We start from the raw sequence: 14,330 nt of genomic DNA, 5'->3' as shown, positions 1-14,330 counted from the left end.
CGCCGGTGGCTTCGAGCGCGCTGGGCGCCGGCTATCGATCGGCTGAGCGACGCGCGATGCGTGCATCGGCGGCACGACGCGCGGTCAGCTCGGCGGCCGCGAGCGACTCGAGGGTCACCTCGCCGGATGCCTCGTGCTGCTCGACCACGTCGCGCACCGTGTCGACGATGTCGAGGAACCCGATGCGCCCCGCGTGGAACGCCGCGACCGCCTGCTCGTTCGCGGCGTTGAACACCGCGGGGTACTCGCCGCCCGCGCGGCCGACCTGCTTCGCGAGCCGGATCGCCGGAAACGCCTGTTCGTCGAGCGGCTCGAAGGTCCAGCTCTGCGCCTGCGTCCAGTCGATCGGGCGGCCCGCCGCGGCGACGCGGTTCGGCCAGTCGAGGCCGAGCGAGATCGGCAGGCGCATGTCGGGCGGTGACGCCTGCGCGATCGTCGAGCCGTCGACGAACTCGACCATGGAATGGATCATCGACTGCGGGTGCACGACGACGTCGATGCGGTCGTAGTCGACGTCGAAGAGCAGGTGCGCCTCGATGACCTCGAGACCCTTGTTGACGAGCGTCGCCGAGTTCGTCGTGATGACGAGCCCCATGTCCCAGGTGGGGTGCGCGAGCGCCTCGCCCGGTGTGACCTCGGTGAGCGACTCCCGGCTGCGCCCGCGGAACGGCCCGCCCGAGGCGGTCAGCACGAGCCGGCGCACCTCGTCGTCGGTGCCGGAGCGCAACGCCTGGGCGATCGCCGAGTGCTCGGAGTCGACGGGCACGATCTGCCCTGGCTTCGCGAGACGCGTGACGAGATCGCCGCCCACGATGAGCGATTCCTTGTTGGCGAGCGCGAGGGTCGCGCCGCGCTCGAGCGTCGCGAGCGTCGGCCCGAGGCCCACCGAACCCGTGATGCCGTTCAGCACGACGTCGGCGTCGACGCCCTGCACGAGTTGCACGGCCTCGTCGACGCCGACGGCCGTGTGCTCGACGCCGAACTCGGCCGCCTGCTCGCCGAGCAGTGCACGATTCGAGCCGACGCCGAGGCCGACGAGCTCGAATCTGCGCGGGTTGGCCCGGATGACGTCGAGCGCCTGAGTGCCGACCGAACCGGAGGAGCCGAGGATGATGATTCTGCGCACGAGACCACTGTATGGCGCGGAGCGCCGTGACATCCGCTCGGGGAAGCACCACGATCTCGGGTCAGGGCAGCACCGCGACGGAGGCGACGGCGGCGCCGGGCACGGCGAGGTCGTGGAAGCGGACGCCCCGCCAGCCCGGTCCGAACTCGGGGACGGTGCGCTCGATGCGTCCGATGCCGTCGTCCTCACCGGGCAGGGTCAGTGCGAGGGTCGCGGGTTCGGTGAACCCGGTGTGGCCGATCGCCCGGAGGAGCGCCGATTTGCGGGCCCAGAGGGTGGCGCGTGCACGGGCCCGCTCGGGCGGATCGAGCACGGCGAGCGCGGCCCGCTCGCTCGCGTGCAGCGCCGCCTCGTCGACGCCCTCGAGCGCCCCGCCGCTCACGAGCTCGAGCCCGACGCCCACGCGTCGTCTCGTCGCCGCGGTCGCGACGACGAGATCGCCGGCGGCGCCCGCATCGACGAACCACGGTGCCCCCGACGGCGTCGTCGGATACCCGACCGTCGGCCGGCCGTGGCGGGCACCGCACGTCTGGCACGACGGCACGAGCTCGACGTCGTCGGCCGGCACGCCCGCGCCCGCCGCGACGAGGCGCCGCAGCAGCAGCTCGGGCCCGGGGCTGCCCCGTCGCCCGCGCGCCGTGGAAACCACCCGGACGTCTCCGCCCGGCAACTCGACGATCTCGCCGTCCGCGAACGCGTCCATGCCGTCAATCCTCCCCCATCGGGCGCGGGCGCGGCAGGCCGCGGATATTCCGGCTTCCGCATACCCGCGCTCGTAGGGTCGGAAGGTGAGTGAGATCGAGGCCGACGCCGTTCCCGCCCCCGCGGTCAAGCGGGGTCCCGCGTACCGCATCTTCAGGGGCATGCTGAAGCCGATCGCCCTCCTCGTCTACCGGCCGACGATCACCGGCCGCGAGAACGTCCCGAAGCGCGGGCCCGTCATCCTCGCCTCGAACCACCTGTCGTTCGTCGACAGCGTGGTGATCCCGCTCGCCTCCCCGCGGCCCGTGCAGTTCCTCGCGAAGTCGAGCTACTTCACCGGGACCGGGTTCTCGGGCTGGCTCTCGCGCACCTTCTTCAGCGCGATCGGCGCCGTGCCCGTCGAACGCGGCGCCGGCGCGGCCGCACAGGAGGCGCTCGATGCCGGGCGGCGCATCCTCGAGCAGTCGGAGGCCTTCGCCATCTATCCCGAAGGCACCCGGTCGATCGACGGCCGCCTCTACCGGGGCCGCACCGGCGTCGCGTGGCTGGCGCTCACGACGGGCGCGACAGTGGTTCCCGTCGGACTCATCGGCACCCAGGAGATCCAACCCGTCGGTGCGAAGCTGCCCCGGGTCCGTCCCGTCACGGTCCGCTTCGGCGAGCCGCTCGACCTCGCTCACCACGGCCCGGCCACGAGCGGTCGGGCCCGACGTGCCGCGACCGACGAGATCATGGCGGCGATCCACGCCCTCAGCGGACAGGAGCTCGCCGGCCAGTACAACGAGGTGCCTCCGCAGGGCACCCTCGCCCGGCTCGCCGACAAGGTCGTGCCGCGCGAACGGATCTGACGCTGTTCCCAGCAGGGCCCGAAGCACACCCGGTATCGTCGCTTCGATGATTCCCGCGAAGCTCGCCGCCGCCGCACTCGCGACCGTCGTGCTGCTCGGCCTCGCCGCCTGCGCCCCCGGTTCCTCCGTCACCGAGGGTCGGCAGTGGCAGGGCGGCGCCACAGTGCGTACGGCCCCGACGCCCGAGTTCGAGATCCCCGCGGCGAGCGAGGAGTTCGACCCCGGGCTCATCGTCAGCGACGACGCCTTCTACGACGCGAGTGCGATGAATGCCGCCGAGATCCAGCGCTTCCTCGAGGGCCTCGACTGCCGGCCCGACGACGACGTGCCCTGCCTGGCCGACTACCGCCAGACGACCGAATCGCAGCCCGCCGTCGGCGGCCGGCACTGCGCCGCCTACGAGGGCGCCACCCGCGAACGGGCCAGTCGCATCATCCAGAAGGTCTCGGAGGCCTGCGGCGTCAGCCCCCGCACGCTGCTCGTGCTCCTGCAGAAGGAGCAGTCGCTGCTCACCCGGCCGAGCGAGTCGGGCTACCTGCGGGCGACCGGCTACGGTTGCCCCGACACGGCAGACTGCGACGCGAAGTACTTCGGCTTCTTCAATCAGGTGTACAACGCCGCCTGGCAGTTCCGGCAATACACCGAGGAGCCCGAGCGCGCGTACCGCATCGGCGCGGTGAAGGTGCAGTACCATCCTGACGCGGCGTGCGGGGCGACGAAGGTGACGATCCGCAACCAGGCCACCGCGAACCTCTACAACTACACGCCGTACCAGCCGAGTGCGGCGACGCTCGCCGCCCCCGAGACCGGCGACGACTGCTCGGCCTTCGGCAACCTCAACTTCTGGCGGCTCTGGCACCGCTGGTTCGGCGACCCCCAGGCCGAGCGCTACCCGGGGTTCCTGCCCGAGTGCAGCCGGCTGGTCGGCGGCCACAGCTGCCCGCCCGGTCCGACCCTGCCCGCCCGTCCGGGCGCCTGACCCGCCCCCGGCGCCCGACTCGGCCGTCGCCCGAGTCAGCCGTCGACGAGCACGACGACGGTCGCCTCGTGGCGCACCGGGAACGCCACCGAGGCGGCGATGAAGCACTTCTCGGATGCCTCGGCGTGCAACTCCGCGGCGAGCGCCAGCATCGTGGCATCCTCGACGACGACCCGTGGACGCAGCACGACCTCGGTGAACGCGCCGCCCCCGCGGCCGTCCTCCACCATCGTGCCGCTCGCCGCATCGGTGTAGCCGCGCACGATCACGCCGTGGCTCGTGGCGACGTGCAGGTACGAGAGCATGTGGCACTGCGCGAGCGCGGCGATGAGCAACTCCTCGGGGTTCCAGCGGTCACGGTCGCCGTGGAAGGTCCGATCGCTCGAGCCCGCGATGTCGTGCTCTTTGCCCGCCGCGCGCACGACGTGCCTGCGCCGGTAGTCGCGGTACCCGCTCGTGCCCGTGCCCTGATCGCCCTGCCAGTCGATCGCGATCTCGTAATGGTGCGTCCCGAGCATTCCGCCGCCTCCTCGTCCGTGCCGCGCCGACCTGGTCGCGGGAGCGTGCACCCTCCGATTCTGCCCGCTCGGCCGCGCCCGCGGCCCCGGCGGCGCCGGCCCCGCGGCGATAAGGTGGAGGCACCATGACTGACTCCCAGATTTCAGCCCGGGCCGCCGCGCCCGAGTACTCCGTGCCGCAGGAGCGCAAGATCGTCACCGCCGTTCCCGGCCCCAAGTCGCAGGCGCTCCAGGAGCGACGTCTCGCGGTCGTCTCGGGCGGCGTGTCGAGCGCCCTGCCCGTGTTCATCGAGCGCGCGAACGGCGCCGTCCTCGTCGACGTCGACGGCAATCAGTTCATCGACTTCGGCGCCGGCATCGGGGTCACCACGATCGGCCACACCGACGCGCGCGTGGTCGCGGCGGCGACCGAGCAGCTCGGCGACGTCATCCACACGCTGTTCACGGTGACCCCGTACGAGGAGTACGTGCGGGTCGCCGAACTCCTCGCCCTGCACACGCCGGGCACGTGGGCGAAGAAGTCGGTGCTCGTGAACTCGGGCGCCGAGGCGGTCGAGAACGGCGTGAAGATCGCGCGAAAGCACACCGGCCGCCGCGCCGTCGCCGTGCTCGACCACGCCTACCACGGTCGTACGAACCTCACGATGGCGATGAACTACAAGGCGATGCCGTACGGCACCGGCTTCGGCCCCTTCGCCGGCGACGTCTACCACGCGCCGAGCTCGTACCCCTACCGCGACGGGCTCTCCGGCGTCGATGCCGCCGCCCGGACGATCGCCTACCTCGAGAAGGTCGTCGGCGCATCCGACCTCGCCTGCCTCGTGGTCGAGCCCATCCAGGGCGAGGGCGGCTTCATGGTGCCCGCCGACGGCTTCCTGCCGACGCTGCAGGCCTGGTGCACCGAGCAGGGGGTCGTCATGATCGCCGACGAGATCCAGTCGGGCTTCGCCCGCACCGGCAAGTACTTCGCGAGCGAGCACTTCGGGTGGGAGCCCGACCTCGTGCTCAGCGCGAAGGGCATCGCAGGCGGCCTGCCGCTCGCGGCCGTCACCGGCCGCGCCGAGATCATGGACGCCGCTCACGCGGGCGGCCTCGGCGGCACCTTCGGCGGCAACCCCGTCGCGTGCGCGGCGGCGATCGCCGTGTTCGAGTCCATCGAGGAGCACGATCTCCTCGCCGAGGGGCGCCGCATCGAAGCCGCCCTGCTGGCCGGGCTCGAGCGGCTCGCCGAGCGCTACGACGTCATCGGCGAGATCCGCGGCAAGGGCGCGATGATCGCCATCGAGCTCGTGCAGCCCGGCACCGGCGCCACGACGAAGGCACCGAACCCCGAGGCCGTCTCCGCGCTGGTCGCCTTCGCAGCGCAGCGGGGCGTGCTGTTCCTCAGTGCCGGCACCTACGGCAACGTGCTGCGATTCCTGCCGAGCCTCGCGATGAGCGAGTCGCTGATCGACGACGGCCTGCACGTGCTCGACGACGGCCTCGCGGCCCTCGGCTGAGCCGTGGCCGAGACGTTCTCCGTCGAAGACTCCGTCCAGCTCGCAGTGGTCGAACGAAGTGGTTTCATCGAGTCCAGGCACGCCGGTTCCGCCGTCGTGCTCTCCCCCGAAGGCGACGTCGTGCGCGCGCTCGGCGACGTCGCGACACCCGTCTTCCCGCGGTCGGCCCTCAAGCCGTTCCAGGCGGTCGCGGTGATGACGAGCGGCGTCACCCTCCGCGGTGAAGACGCGGCGATCGCGATGGCGAGCCACTCGGGCACCGCCGCGCACGTCGCGCTCGTCGACGGTCTTCTCGGCCGTGTCGGGCTCACCGACGCGTCGCTCGGCTGCCCGGCCTCCGCCCCCGGCGATCGGGTCGCCCGAGACGAGCTCATCCGACGGGGAGGCGCGAAGCGCCGTGGCTACATGACCTGCTCGGGCAAGCACGCGGCGATGCTCAACGCCTGCGTCGCGAACGAGTGGCCGGTCGAGGGCTACCTCGACCCCGAGCACCCGCTGCAGAAGCGCATCCTCGATGTGCTCGAGCGTCTCACCGGCGAACGGCCCGCCGCCTCGGCGATCGATGGCTGCGGCGCCCCGGTGCACGCGATCACCCTCACGGCGCTCGCCCGCGGCATCCACAAGATCACGACGGCGCAGGCCGGTTCGCCCTTCGCCCTGTACCGCGAATCGGCGGCGCTCACCGCCGCGGCGCGCGAGCACGCCTGGGCGGTCGCGGGGCCGGGTCAGCCCGACACCGTCGCCATCGACCGTCTCGGCGTCTTCGCGAAGTTCGGCGCAGAGGGCGTCATGGTGATGTCGGCGCCCGACGGCACGACGACCGCGCTCAAGGTGCTCGACGGGTCCTCCCGCGCATCGACCATCATCGGGCTGCGCCTGCTCGCCGCGGCGGGCGCGCTCGACGACGCCGCGATCGACGCGGTGCAGACCGAGCTCGACCTCTGGGTCATGGGCGGCGAACACCGCGTCGGCGAGATCCGCGCGACCGTCTGAGCGCGCGGCCACGCCCACGCGGTTGAGGACGGTTCGAGGCGCCGAGGTGGGTTCGAACCTACCTTGCACGGGGTCGAACCTCACTCGGCCCCGGCCCGGTCCCGCCCGGGTGCGGCACGACGACGGAAGCCTCGGCGGGGGCTGGTGGAAACCGCCGCTCCCGCCGAGGCATCCGTCTCGTACGACACCCGTTCGCGTCAGCCGAGCTTCGCGAGTCGCTTCGCGCGTGCCGCCCGCGACACCTGCGCACCGACGACCAGCACGAGCGCGAAGAGGAACACCGCGGAGGCGATGACGTTCGCCTCGGCGGGGATGCCGCGCGACGCCGAGATGTACACGTACTTCGGGAACGTCGAGACGGCGCCCGAGTTGAAGTTCGTGATGATGAAGTCGTCGAAGCTGAGCGCGAACGACAGCAGCGCCGCAGCGAGGATGCCCGGCATGAGCAGCGGGAACGTGACCCGCCAGAACACCTGCGCAGGCGAACCGTAGAGGTCGCGCCCCGCCTCCTCGAGCGCCGGGTCGAGGCTCGCGACGCGCGCCTTGACCGTGACCACCACGAAGCTGATGCAGAACATGGTGTGCGCCAGGATGATCGTCGTCATGTCCTTCGCGACCCCGACCGCGAGGAACTGCGCGGCGAGCCCCGCGCCGAGCACGACCTCCGGGGTCGCCATCGGCAGGAACAGCAGCAGGCTGATCGCCGAGCGTGCCCGGAACCGGTAGCGCACCAGCGCGATCGCGATCATCGTGCCGAGCGTCGTGGCGATGACCGTCGCGACCACGCCGATCACGATGCTGTTGCCGAACGCCTGGCAGACCGCGCCGCCCTCGACGTTGCAGACGTTCAGCCACTTGTCGAGCGTGAAGCCGCGCCAGGCGATGTTCGACTTGATCGAGTCGTTGAACGAGAACACGAAGGTGTAGACGATCGGGATGAGGAGGAACACGAACGCGATGACGGTGTAGGCCGGCAGGAGCCAGTCGCCGAGGCCGATCCGGCGCGGCCGGACCTTGCCCCCCGGCCGCTTCTCGCCGAGCTGTTCGCTCTCGCTGAGGCCGCCGAGGACGGCCGCCGCCTGGACTTCTCCGCTCACAGCAGGTCCTCCGTTCCGGAGCGCTTCACATAGACGCCGACGAGCACGAGGATCGCCGCCATCAGGATGATCGAGAGGGCCGCCGCCGCCGGGTAGTTCAGCAGCACGAGGAAGTTCGCCTCGATCACGTTGCCCATCATCTGCGTGTCGGGACCGCCGAGGAAGTCGCGGCTCGCGTTCACGTAGTCGCCCGCGGCGGGGATGAACGTGAGCAACGTCCCGGCGACGATGCCGGGCATCGACAGCGGGACGGTGACCGTGCGGAACACCGTGAACGGGTTCGCGTAGAGGTCGCTGCCCGCTTCGAGGTAGCGCAGGTCGAGGCGCTCGAGGGTCGTGTAGAGCGGCAGGGTCATGAACGGGATGAAGTTGTAGGTCAGGCCGAAGATGACCGCGAACGGCGTGCCCGTGAAGTGCGCGTCCGGCGCCATCAGCGAGAGCGCCTTCAAGGAGGTGATGATGAACGACTCGTCCGAGAGGATCTGCTTCCACGCGAGCGTGCGCAGCAGGAAGCTGATGAAGAACGGGGCGATCACGAGCACCAGCATGAGGCTCTGGAGGAGCGGCCAGCGTCTGGCCTTCACGCCGATGAAGTACGCCAGCGGGTAGCTGAACGCGAGCGCGAGCACCGTCGCCGCCAGGGCGTAGCCGAACGACCGCAGGATGTGCGGCCAGTACGCCTCGACGACGTCGACGTAGTTCTGCCAGTTGAACGCGTAGTCGTACTGGCCGATGTCGCCGAACTCGCGCGGGGCCTGCAGAGAGGTCAGCACGAGCGACACCAGCGGCGTCAGGAAGAAGAGCACGAGGTAGAGGATGCCTGGCAGGAGGAGGAAGAGCGCGATGCGGCTCTTCTTTCTCGGTGCCTGCGGCTGCGCCTCCGCCGTCGCGAACGCTGCGAAGGCCATGGTCAGTGCTCCTCGAGCTCCGCGACGAGCGCATCGCGCCGCTGTGCGGCGATCGAACGGGTGTCGGTGTCGGCTGGGAAGCGGGCGGCCTCGCCCGGCTCGTCCTCCAGCCCGAAGCCGTGCTCGACCTGCCAGCTGATCCACACCTCGGCGCCCTCGGCGGCGACCGGCCCGAATCCGATGTTCTGCGCGAACACCGTGAGCGTGCCGATGCCGGGCACCGCGACGAGGTACTGCGTGCTCACCCCCGAGAACGAGACGTCGATCACCCGCCCGGGGCCGATGAGATTGCGCTCGGCGGAGGAGGCGGGCGCGTCGCGGTGCAGCGCCACCTTCTCGGGACGGACCCCGATGGTGACCTCGCCCTGGTGCCGGGCGGCACGTGCCGTCGGCACGATCACCGGGGTGCCCTGCACGTCGACGGTGATCGCGGTGTCGGTCGTGCCGACGACCTCGCCGGTGAAGAGGTTCGACTGCCCGAGGAAGTTCGCGACGAACGTCGTGCGGGGAAGCTCGTAGAGCTCTTCGGGAGCGCCCATCTGCTCGATCGCGCCCTTGTTCATCACCGCGACGGTGTCGGCCATGGTCATGGCCTCCTCCTGGTCGTGCGTGACGTGGAGGAAGGTCAGCCCCACCTCCTCTTGGATCGACTTCAGCTCGAGCTGCATCTGCCGACGCAGCTTCAGGTCGAGCGCGCCGAGCGGCTCGTCGAGGAGCAGCAGCGCCGGTCGGTTCACGATCGCGCGGGCGAGCGCGACGCGCTGCTGCTGGCCGCCCGAGAGCTGGGCGGGGCGACGTTGTGCGAGGTGGTCGAGCTCGACGAGCCGGAGCGCCTCGTGCGCTCGTGCCTCGGCGTCGGCGATGCGGCGGCGCTTCAGCCCGAAGCCCACGTTCTCGAGGATCGACATGTGCGGGAAGAGCGCATAGCTCTGGAACACCGTGTTGACGGGGCGCTGGTGCGCCTTCGTCGAGGTGACGTCGGTGCCGCCGATCAGGATGCGGCCCCGGGTCGGCTCCTCGAGGCCGGCCACCAGTCGGAGCGTCGTCGTCTTACCGCAGCCCGAGGGGCCGAGCAGCGCGAAGAAGGAGCCCGCGGGGATGGTGAGGTCGAGCTCCTCGATCGCGGTGAATCCCGGAAAGCGCTTCTGGATGCCGACGAGCTCGAGGTCGGCGCCGCGCTCGGCGAATTCTCGGATCGACACCGTCACGACCCCAGCAGGATCGACTGGAACTCGGCCTGGTACTTCTGCTCTTCGGCACCGCTCAGCGAACGGAAGATGTGCGCATTCTCGAGGAAGGCCTCGTCGGGGAAGATCAGGGGGTTCTCGGCGAGTTCGGGGTCGATCGCGGCGGCGGCCTCCTTCGCGCCGACGACCGGCGTGATGAAGTTCACCCAGGCAGCGACCTCGGCCGCGACCTCGGGGTCGTAGTAGAAGTCGATGAGCTTCTCGGCGTTCGTCTTGCGCGGCGAGCCGATCGGCACGATGAAGTTGTCGTTCCACAGCGTGCCGCCCGCCGAGGGGATCGCGAACTCCCACTTGTCGCCGGCCTCGGCGTTCAGCACGGTGATGTCGCCCGACCACACGATCGCCGCGAGGGTGTCTTCGCTCTTCAGGTCTTCGAGGTAGGAGTTGCCCTTGATGTTGCGGACCTGACCGTCGTCGACCTGCTTGCGCAGCACCTCGATGGCGGCGGTGTACTCCTCGTCGCCCCAGTCGCCGGCGATGTCGACGCCCTCGTCGAGCATGATGCAGCCCATGGTGTCGCGCATCTCGGAGAGCACGCCGACACGGCCCTTCAGCGACGAGTCCCAGAGGTCGGCGACGCTCGAGATGCCGCCGGGGATCGCCTCCTTGTTCCAGGCGATGCCGGCGAATCCGCCCTGCCACGGCACCGAGAACTTGCGGCCCGGGTCGAAGTCGGGGTCGCGGAGCGCGGGGGTGAGGTTCGCGAGGTTCGGGATGTTGGCGTGGTCGAGCTCCTGGCCGTAGCCGAAGCGGATCCAGCGGGCGATCATCCAGTCGGTGAGCACCGAGAGGTCGGCCCCGATGTCCTTGCCGAGGGCGAGCTGGTCTTTCACCTTGCCGTAGTAGGTGTTGTTGTCGTCGACGGCGACCTCGTAGTTGACCTCGATGCCGGTCTCCTCGGTGAAGCGGACGAGGGTCGGGTAGTTGCCGTCGTCGTCTTCGTCGATGTAGGCGGCCCAGTTGGCCCAGTTGAGGGTCTTGTCGTTCGCGGATTCGTCGGCCGCGGGGGTGGGCTTCGTCTGTCCGCCGCCAGTCGAGCACGCGGCGAGGGCGAGGGCGGTCGCGCCGGCACCTGCGCCGGCGAGGAGGGTGCGACGATTCAGCTGCGACTGGCGCGCCTTCGCGATCAGCGAGCGGATCATCGGGTCTTGGGGCAGGGGCCGAGTGCTCACGAGGGACTCCATTTCGGTTGCAAGCTCATGCGGGGTGGGAAGATACTGACACACTGCAGGGCGATCACGCAGTACTTGATGTCCGAATCGTTAATTTCTTGGAACGTTCTGTACGGATTCCGTTTCGAATCGCGTCTCACGCGGCGGAATCGGTTGTCGCCTCGAGCGGCCACCGCCGGCGCACGGTGGCTCCGCCCGGCGGTCGCACCCAGACCTGCGTCGCCCCTTCGTCGAGCAGCGGCGGCAGCACGCGGTCGGCGATGAGCGCTCGGTACTCGGATGCCCCGCCGCGCACGAGGATCGTCGCGGTCTCCCTGATCGTCGAGAGCAGGGACCACTGCGCCGACCATGCCTCGGCGCTGCCGACCGCGACGACCGGTGCACCGGGGCGGCCGAGGGCGGCGAGCGCCGAGGCGTCGGCGTGCGGCCCGAGTACGACCGGGGCGTGCCCCGCACTGCGGAGGAGTTCGGCATCGGCGCTCGGGCTCGTCGTCACGACGGCGATACGCGCGGCCCGGTCGATATCGAGTGCGGGGACGTGCGCCGCGAGCGGCGCCCCACTCGACGGCCAGGGGCTGCCGGCCCGGCCCGGAACGGGCGTGTCGACGACCTGCACGCGCCGCCCCCGCCATTGACCCGCACCCGGCACCTCGACCGACCGCCAGAGTTCGCCCGCTCCCCCGGCCTGGGTGAGTTCGGCGCGCGTCGCGTGGCGCAGCAGGAGCCGGATGCCGAAGGCGTCGCGGAGGCCGTGCGGGACGCCGAGCCACTGGCTCGTCGAGGCGGCCACCGCGAGCCCGCGCGAGCGCCCCTCGCGCAGCAGCGTCTCGAGCCGCTCGAGCGCGAGTGCGCGATAGTCGTCGGGCCACGAACGCAGGCGCGTGTCGAGGTCGTCGATGACGAGCAGCCTCGGGCCGCGGGCGATCTCGCGTGCATCGTCGACGAGCCGCTCGATGGCGTCCCAGATCGCGCTGCGCGGCCCCTCGAGGCGGACGACCGCCGACTCGCCGTGCGCCGCTCGCACGACGGCGGCGATCGCCTCGAGCGCGGTCGAACGGCCGCTGCCCGGCATCCCCGCCACGAGCAGGTGACCGTCGCTCGCCGCATCCCAGGCGGCTGCCGATCGTCGCTGCCGTTCGGGCTCGTCCACGAGCCCGAAGCCGCTCGGCCCGGCCCGGCGAGACCGGGGTCCGATGGCCGCACCCGCGCGGCTCACCCCGCCCGATGCCGGCTCCCACGCTTCGAGGAGCGCGTCGAGCTCGTCCGGCGCGATCCGACGAGGAAGCGGATCGACCCAGGGACGACGGGCCCGCGGCAGCGACGCACTCGCCACGCGCGCACCGAGCACCGCCGCCTCGTCGGCGATCGCCGACTGGAACCGGACCGGCCGACCGTCCCCGCGATCGACGACCGCGCGACCGGGTGCGCCGGGCGGAATCTCCGCAGCCTCCTCGGTGCCGACGACCGCGAGGCTGTCGACCCGCTGCATGACGCGGAGCGAGACCCGGATGGCGCAATTCGCGGTGACCTGTTCGCGCACGACGCCGTTCGGCCGCTGCGAGGCGAGCACGAGGTGCACCCCGAGCGAACGCCCACGGGCCGCGATGTCGGCGATGACCCCGCCGAGCTCGGGGAACCGCTCGATCATCGCCTGGAACTCGTCGACGACGATCACGAGACGGCCGAGCGGCACCTCTTCGCCGAGTTCGCGGAGATCGCGCGCTCCGACGCCTGCCAGGACCGCCTCGCGGTGCCGGAGCTCGGCCCGCAGGCTCTCCACCGCACGCAGCGCCTCTGACTCGTCGAGATCGGTGACGACGCCGACCACATGCGGGAGCCCGCGGATCGGCTCGAAGGCCGCGCCGCCCTTGAAGTCGACGAGCAGGAACGAGACGAGCGCCGGCGGGTACGCCCTGGCGAGCGCCGCGAGCCAGGCGAGGAGGAACTCGCTCTTCCCACTGCCCGTGGTGCCCGCGACCAGCGCATGCGGGCCGTGCTCGACGAGATCGAGCAGGAGCGGGCCGTCATCGGCGACGCCGACGGCCACGGCGAGCGAGGTGCGGGCGTGCGCGCCGCCGACCGCGGCGGGCAGTTCGGCGAGCGCGACCCGGCGCGGGATCCCGGCATCGCCGGTGAGATCGAGGAGCGCCGCGGCCCCGGCCATGGCATCGCCCCACCGTTGCGCCTCCACCGACCCGACGAGCGCAGGCTCGATCGCGGCGGGTGCCGCGCCGTCGCGGTGCACCACGGCGGCCCGCGGCCCGGAGAGCCGGAGCACGGTGGCGAGCCCGGGCGGCAGCAGCCGCATCTCCTCCGCGACGACCAGCCGGAAGCGGCCCGCAGGCCCGGACCGCAGCGGCCGGGGCGAACCGCCCGCCGCCGCGCCCGCGCGCGCCGCCTGCGGGCCGACGCCCGCCCCTGTGGCTGCGTCGACTGCTGCGACCTCACGCTCGGACGCCGGATCGATGACGACGACGCACGGCGCGTCGCCGCGCGCGGGGCCCGACGCGCCGAGGCGGCCGTGCGGCAACCGCCGCACCCACTCCCACTCCGCGCCGGACGGGGCGGCGACGGCGACCGCTCGGGGGTCGACCCGGCCGACGAGCTGCACGAGCGCGGCACGCGCGGCCGAACGCGCGAGCGCGAGCGGTCCGACGAAGCCGATCCCGGTGGAGGGCTCCGCGAGCACGGGCGCGCCGCTGAGCCGGACTGCGCGCTCCAGCACCGCGCGGTCGCGCGCATCGGTCGGCACCCCGTCGATGCGCACGGAACTGCGCCTGACTCCGGCGCCGAGCACGAGCGGCTTCGGCGTCGGATCGGTCCATACGGGTCGCGCCGCGCTCGACACGATCGACGAAGGCGAGGGCGTCAGCCGCCACGCCGCACGGCGCTCCTCGTCGTGGCGCGCCGAGATCTCGGCGCGGAGATCGTCGAGGCGAGCCTCTCGGTCGGCCGCGGCGCGGCGGAGCCGACGCCTCGCCTGACGCCGCGCATCGAGGAGTGAGGTCAGCGCGACGATCGGTCCGAGCACGGCGAACACGAGCGAGAACGGCGAACCCGTGATCGCCCAGAGAGCGAGGGCACCGCCGACCGGTGCGAGGGTCGCGAGCACCGGGAAGGCGGGTCGTTCGGGTTCGGGCGGCGCCTGGGGCAGCGCCAGCGGCAACAGGGGCGTCGGATCGGCGTCGTCGAAGGGGTGCACCGTGACATCCGACCACCCGACACGCCCGGGCCGTCGAGA

12 protein-coding genes are annotated in these 14,330 nt (G+C 71.7%); 4 read left to right on the top strand and 8 right to left on the bottom strand.

All coding sequences use genetic code 11. The features are described 5' to 3' along the window. Positions 1-31: 31 nt before the first annotated feature. Complete coding sequence (dxr, locus tag H516_RS0104130) at positions 32-1,126, bottom strand: 1-deoxy-D-xylulose-5-phosphate reductoisomerase (protein ID WP_022888456.1); 1,095 nt, start codon at positions 1,124-1,126, stop codon at positions 32-34. 61 nt (positions 1,127-1,187) lie between these two features. Next, positions 1,188-1,829 (bottom strand): 4'-phosphopantetheinyl transferase family protein, encoded by a 642-nt coding sequence (locus tag H516_RS21150; RefSeq protein WP_022888455.1) that lies wholly within the window; start codon positions 1,827-1,829, stop codon positions 1,188-1,190. Positions 1,830-1,914: 85 nt separating this feature from the next. Here H516_RS21150 and H516_RS0104120 point away from each other — a divergent pair, with 85 nt between their 5' ends. Then, positions 1,915-2,676, top strand: a complete 762-nt coding sequence (locus tag H516_RS0104120; RefSeq protein ID WP_022888454.1) for a lysophospholipid acyltransferase family protein — start codon at positions 1,915-1,917, stop codon at positions 2,674-2,676. A 46-nt stretch (positions 2,677-2,722) separates the two neighbouring features. After that, positions 2,723-3,655, top strand: a complete 933-nt coding sequence (locus tag H516_RS18215) for a hypothetical protein (protein WP_051138671.1) — start codon at positions 2,723-2,725, stop codon at positions 3,653-3,655. 35 nt (positions 3,656-3,690) lie between these two features. Here H516_RS18215 and H516_RS0104110 read toward each other — a convergent pair whose 3' ends face one another. Next, positions 3,691-4,173, bottom strand: a complete 483-nt coding sequence (locus tag H516_RS0104110) for an OsmC family protein (protein WP_026378404.1) — start codon at positions 4,171-4,173, stop codon at positions 3,691-3,693. Positions 4,174-4,298: 125 nt separating this feature from the next. Between H516_RS0104110 and gabT the strand changes: the two genes are divergently transcribed. Together gabT and H516_RS0104100 are read left to right on the top strand one after the other, a co-directional pair. Beyond that, on the top strand, positions 4,299-5,672 hold the full coding sequence (gabT, locus tag H516_RS0104105; RefSeq protein WP_051138670.1) for a 4-aminobutyrate--2-oxoglutarate transaminase: 1,374 nt from the start codon (positions 4,299-4,301) through the stop codon (positions 5,670-5,672). 3 nt (positions 5,673-5,675) lie between these two features. Then, the gene (locus tag H516_RS0104100; protein WP_022888452.1) at positions 5,676-6,665 is read left to right on the top strand and encodes an asparaginase; all 990 of its coding nucleotides are present in this window, start codon (positions 5,676-5,678) and stop codon (positions 6,663-6,665) included. A 197-nt stretch (positions 6,666-6,862) separates the two neighbouring features. On the opposite strand, the gene H516_RS0104095 is transcribed toward H516_RS0104100, so the two are convergent. The 5 genes from H516_RS0104095 to H516_RS0104075 all read right to left on the bottom strand — a co-directional run bounded on the left by H516_RS0104095 (position 6,863) and on the right by H516_RS0104075 (position 14,291). Then, the gene (locus H516_RS0104095; protein WP_051138697.1) at positions 6,863-7,663 is read right to left on the bottom strand and encodes an ABC transporter permease; all 801 of its coding nucleotides are present in this window, start codon (positions 7,661-7,663) and stop codon (positions 6,863-6,865) included. A gap of 95 nt (positions 7,664-7,758) precedes the next feature. Continuing rightward, complete coding sequence (locus tag H516_RS0104090) at positions 7,759-8,670, bottom strand: ABC transporter permease (RefSeq protein ID WP_022888450.1); 912 nt, start codon at positions 8,668-8,670, stop codon at positions 7,759-7,761. Positions 8,671-8,672: 2 nt separating this feature from the next. After that, a complete protein-coding gene (locus tag H516_RS0104085; RefSeq protein ID WP_026378401.1) occupies positions 8,673-9,872 on the bottom strand; it encodes an ABC transporter ATP-binding protein in 1,200 nt (399 codons plus the stop codon). Positions 9,873-9,874: 2 nt separating this feature from the next. Next, positions 9,875-11,089, bottom strand: coding sequence for an ABC transporter substrate-binding protein (locus tag H516_RS0104080; protein ID WP_026378400.1), 1,215 nt, complete (start codon positions 11,087-11,089; stop codon positions 9,875-9,877). Between the two features lie 136 nt (positions 11,090-11,225). Then, positions 11,226-14,291 carry an FtsK/SpoIIIE domain-containing protein gene (locus H516_RS0104075; RefSeq protein ID WP_022888447.1) on the bottom strand — a complete coding sequence of 1,022 codons (3,066 nt, stop codon included), beginning with the start codon at positions 14,289-14,291 and terminating at the stop codon, positions 11,226-11,228. Between the last annotated feature and the right edge of the window lie 39 nt (positions 14,292-14,330).

Source organism: Agromyces italicus DSM 16388, from assembly GCF_000421545.1.
Classification (GTDB): Bacteria; Actinomycetota; Actinomycetes; order Actinomycetales; family Microbacteriaceae; genus Agromyces; species Agromyces italicus.
The sequence above is the reverse complement of the archived record's forward strand: the minus strand, read 5'-3'. Positions and strand labels throughout refer to the sequence as shown.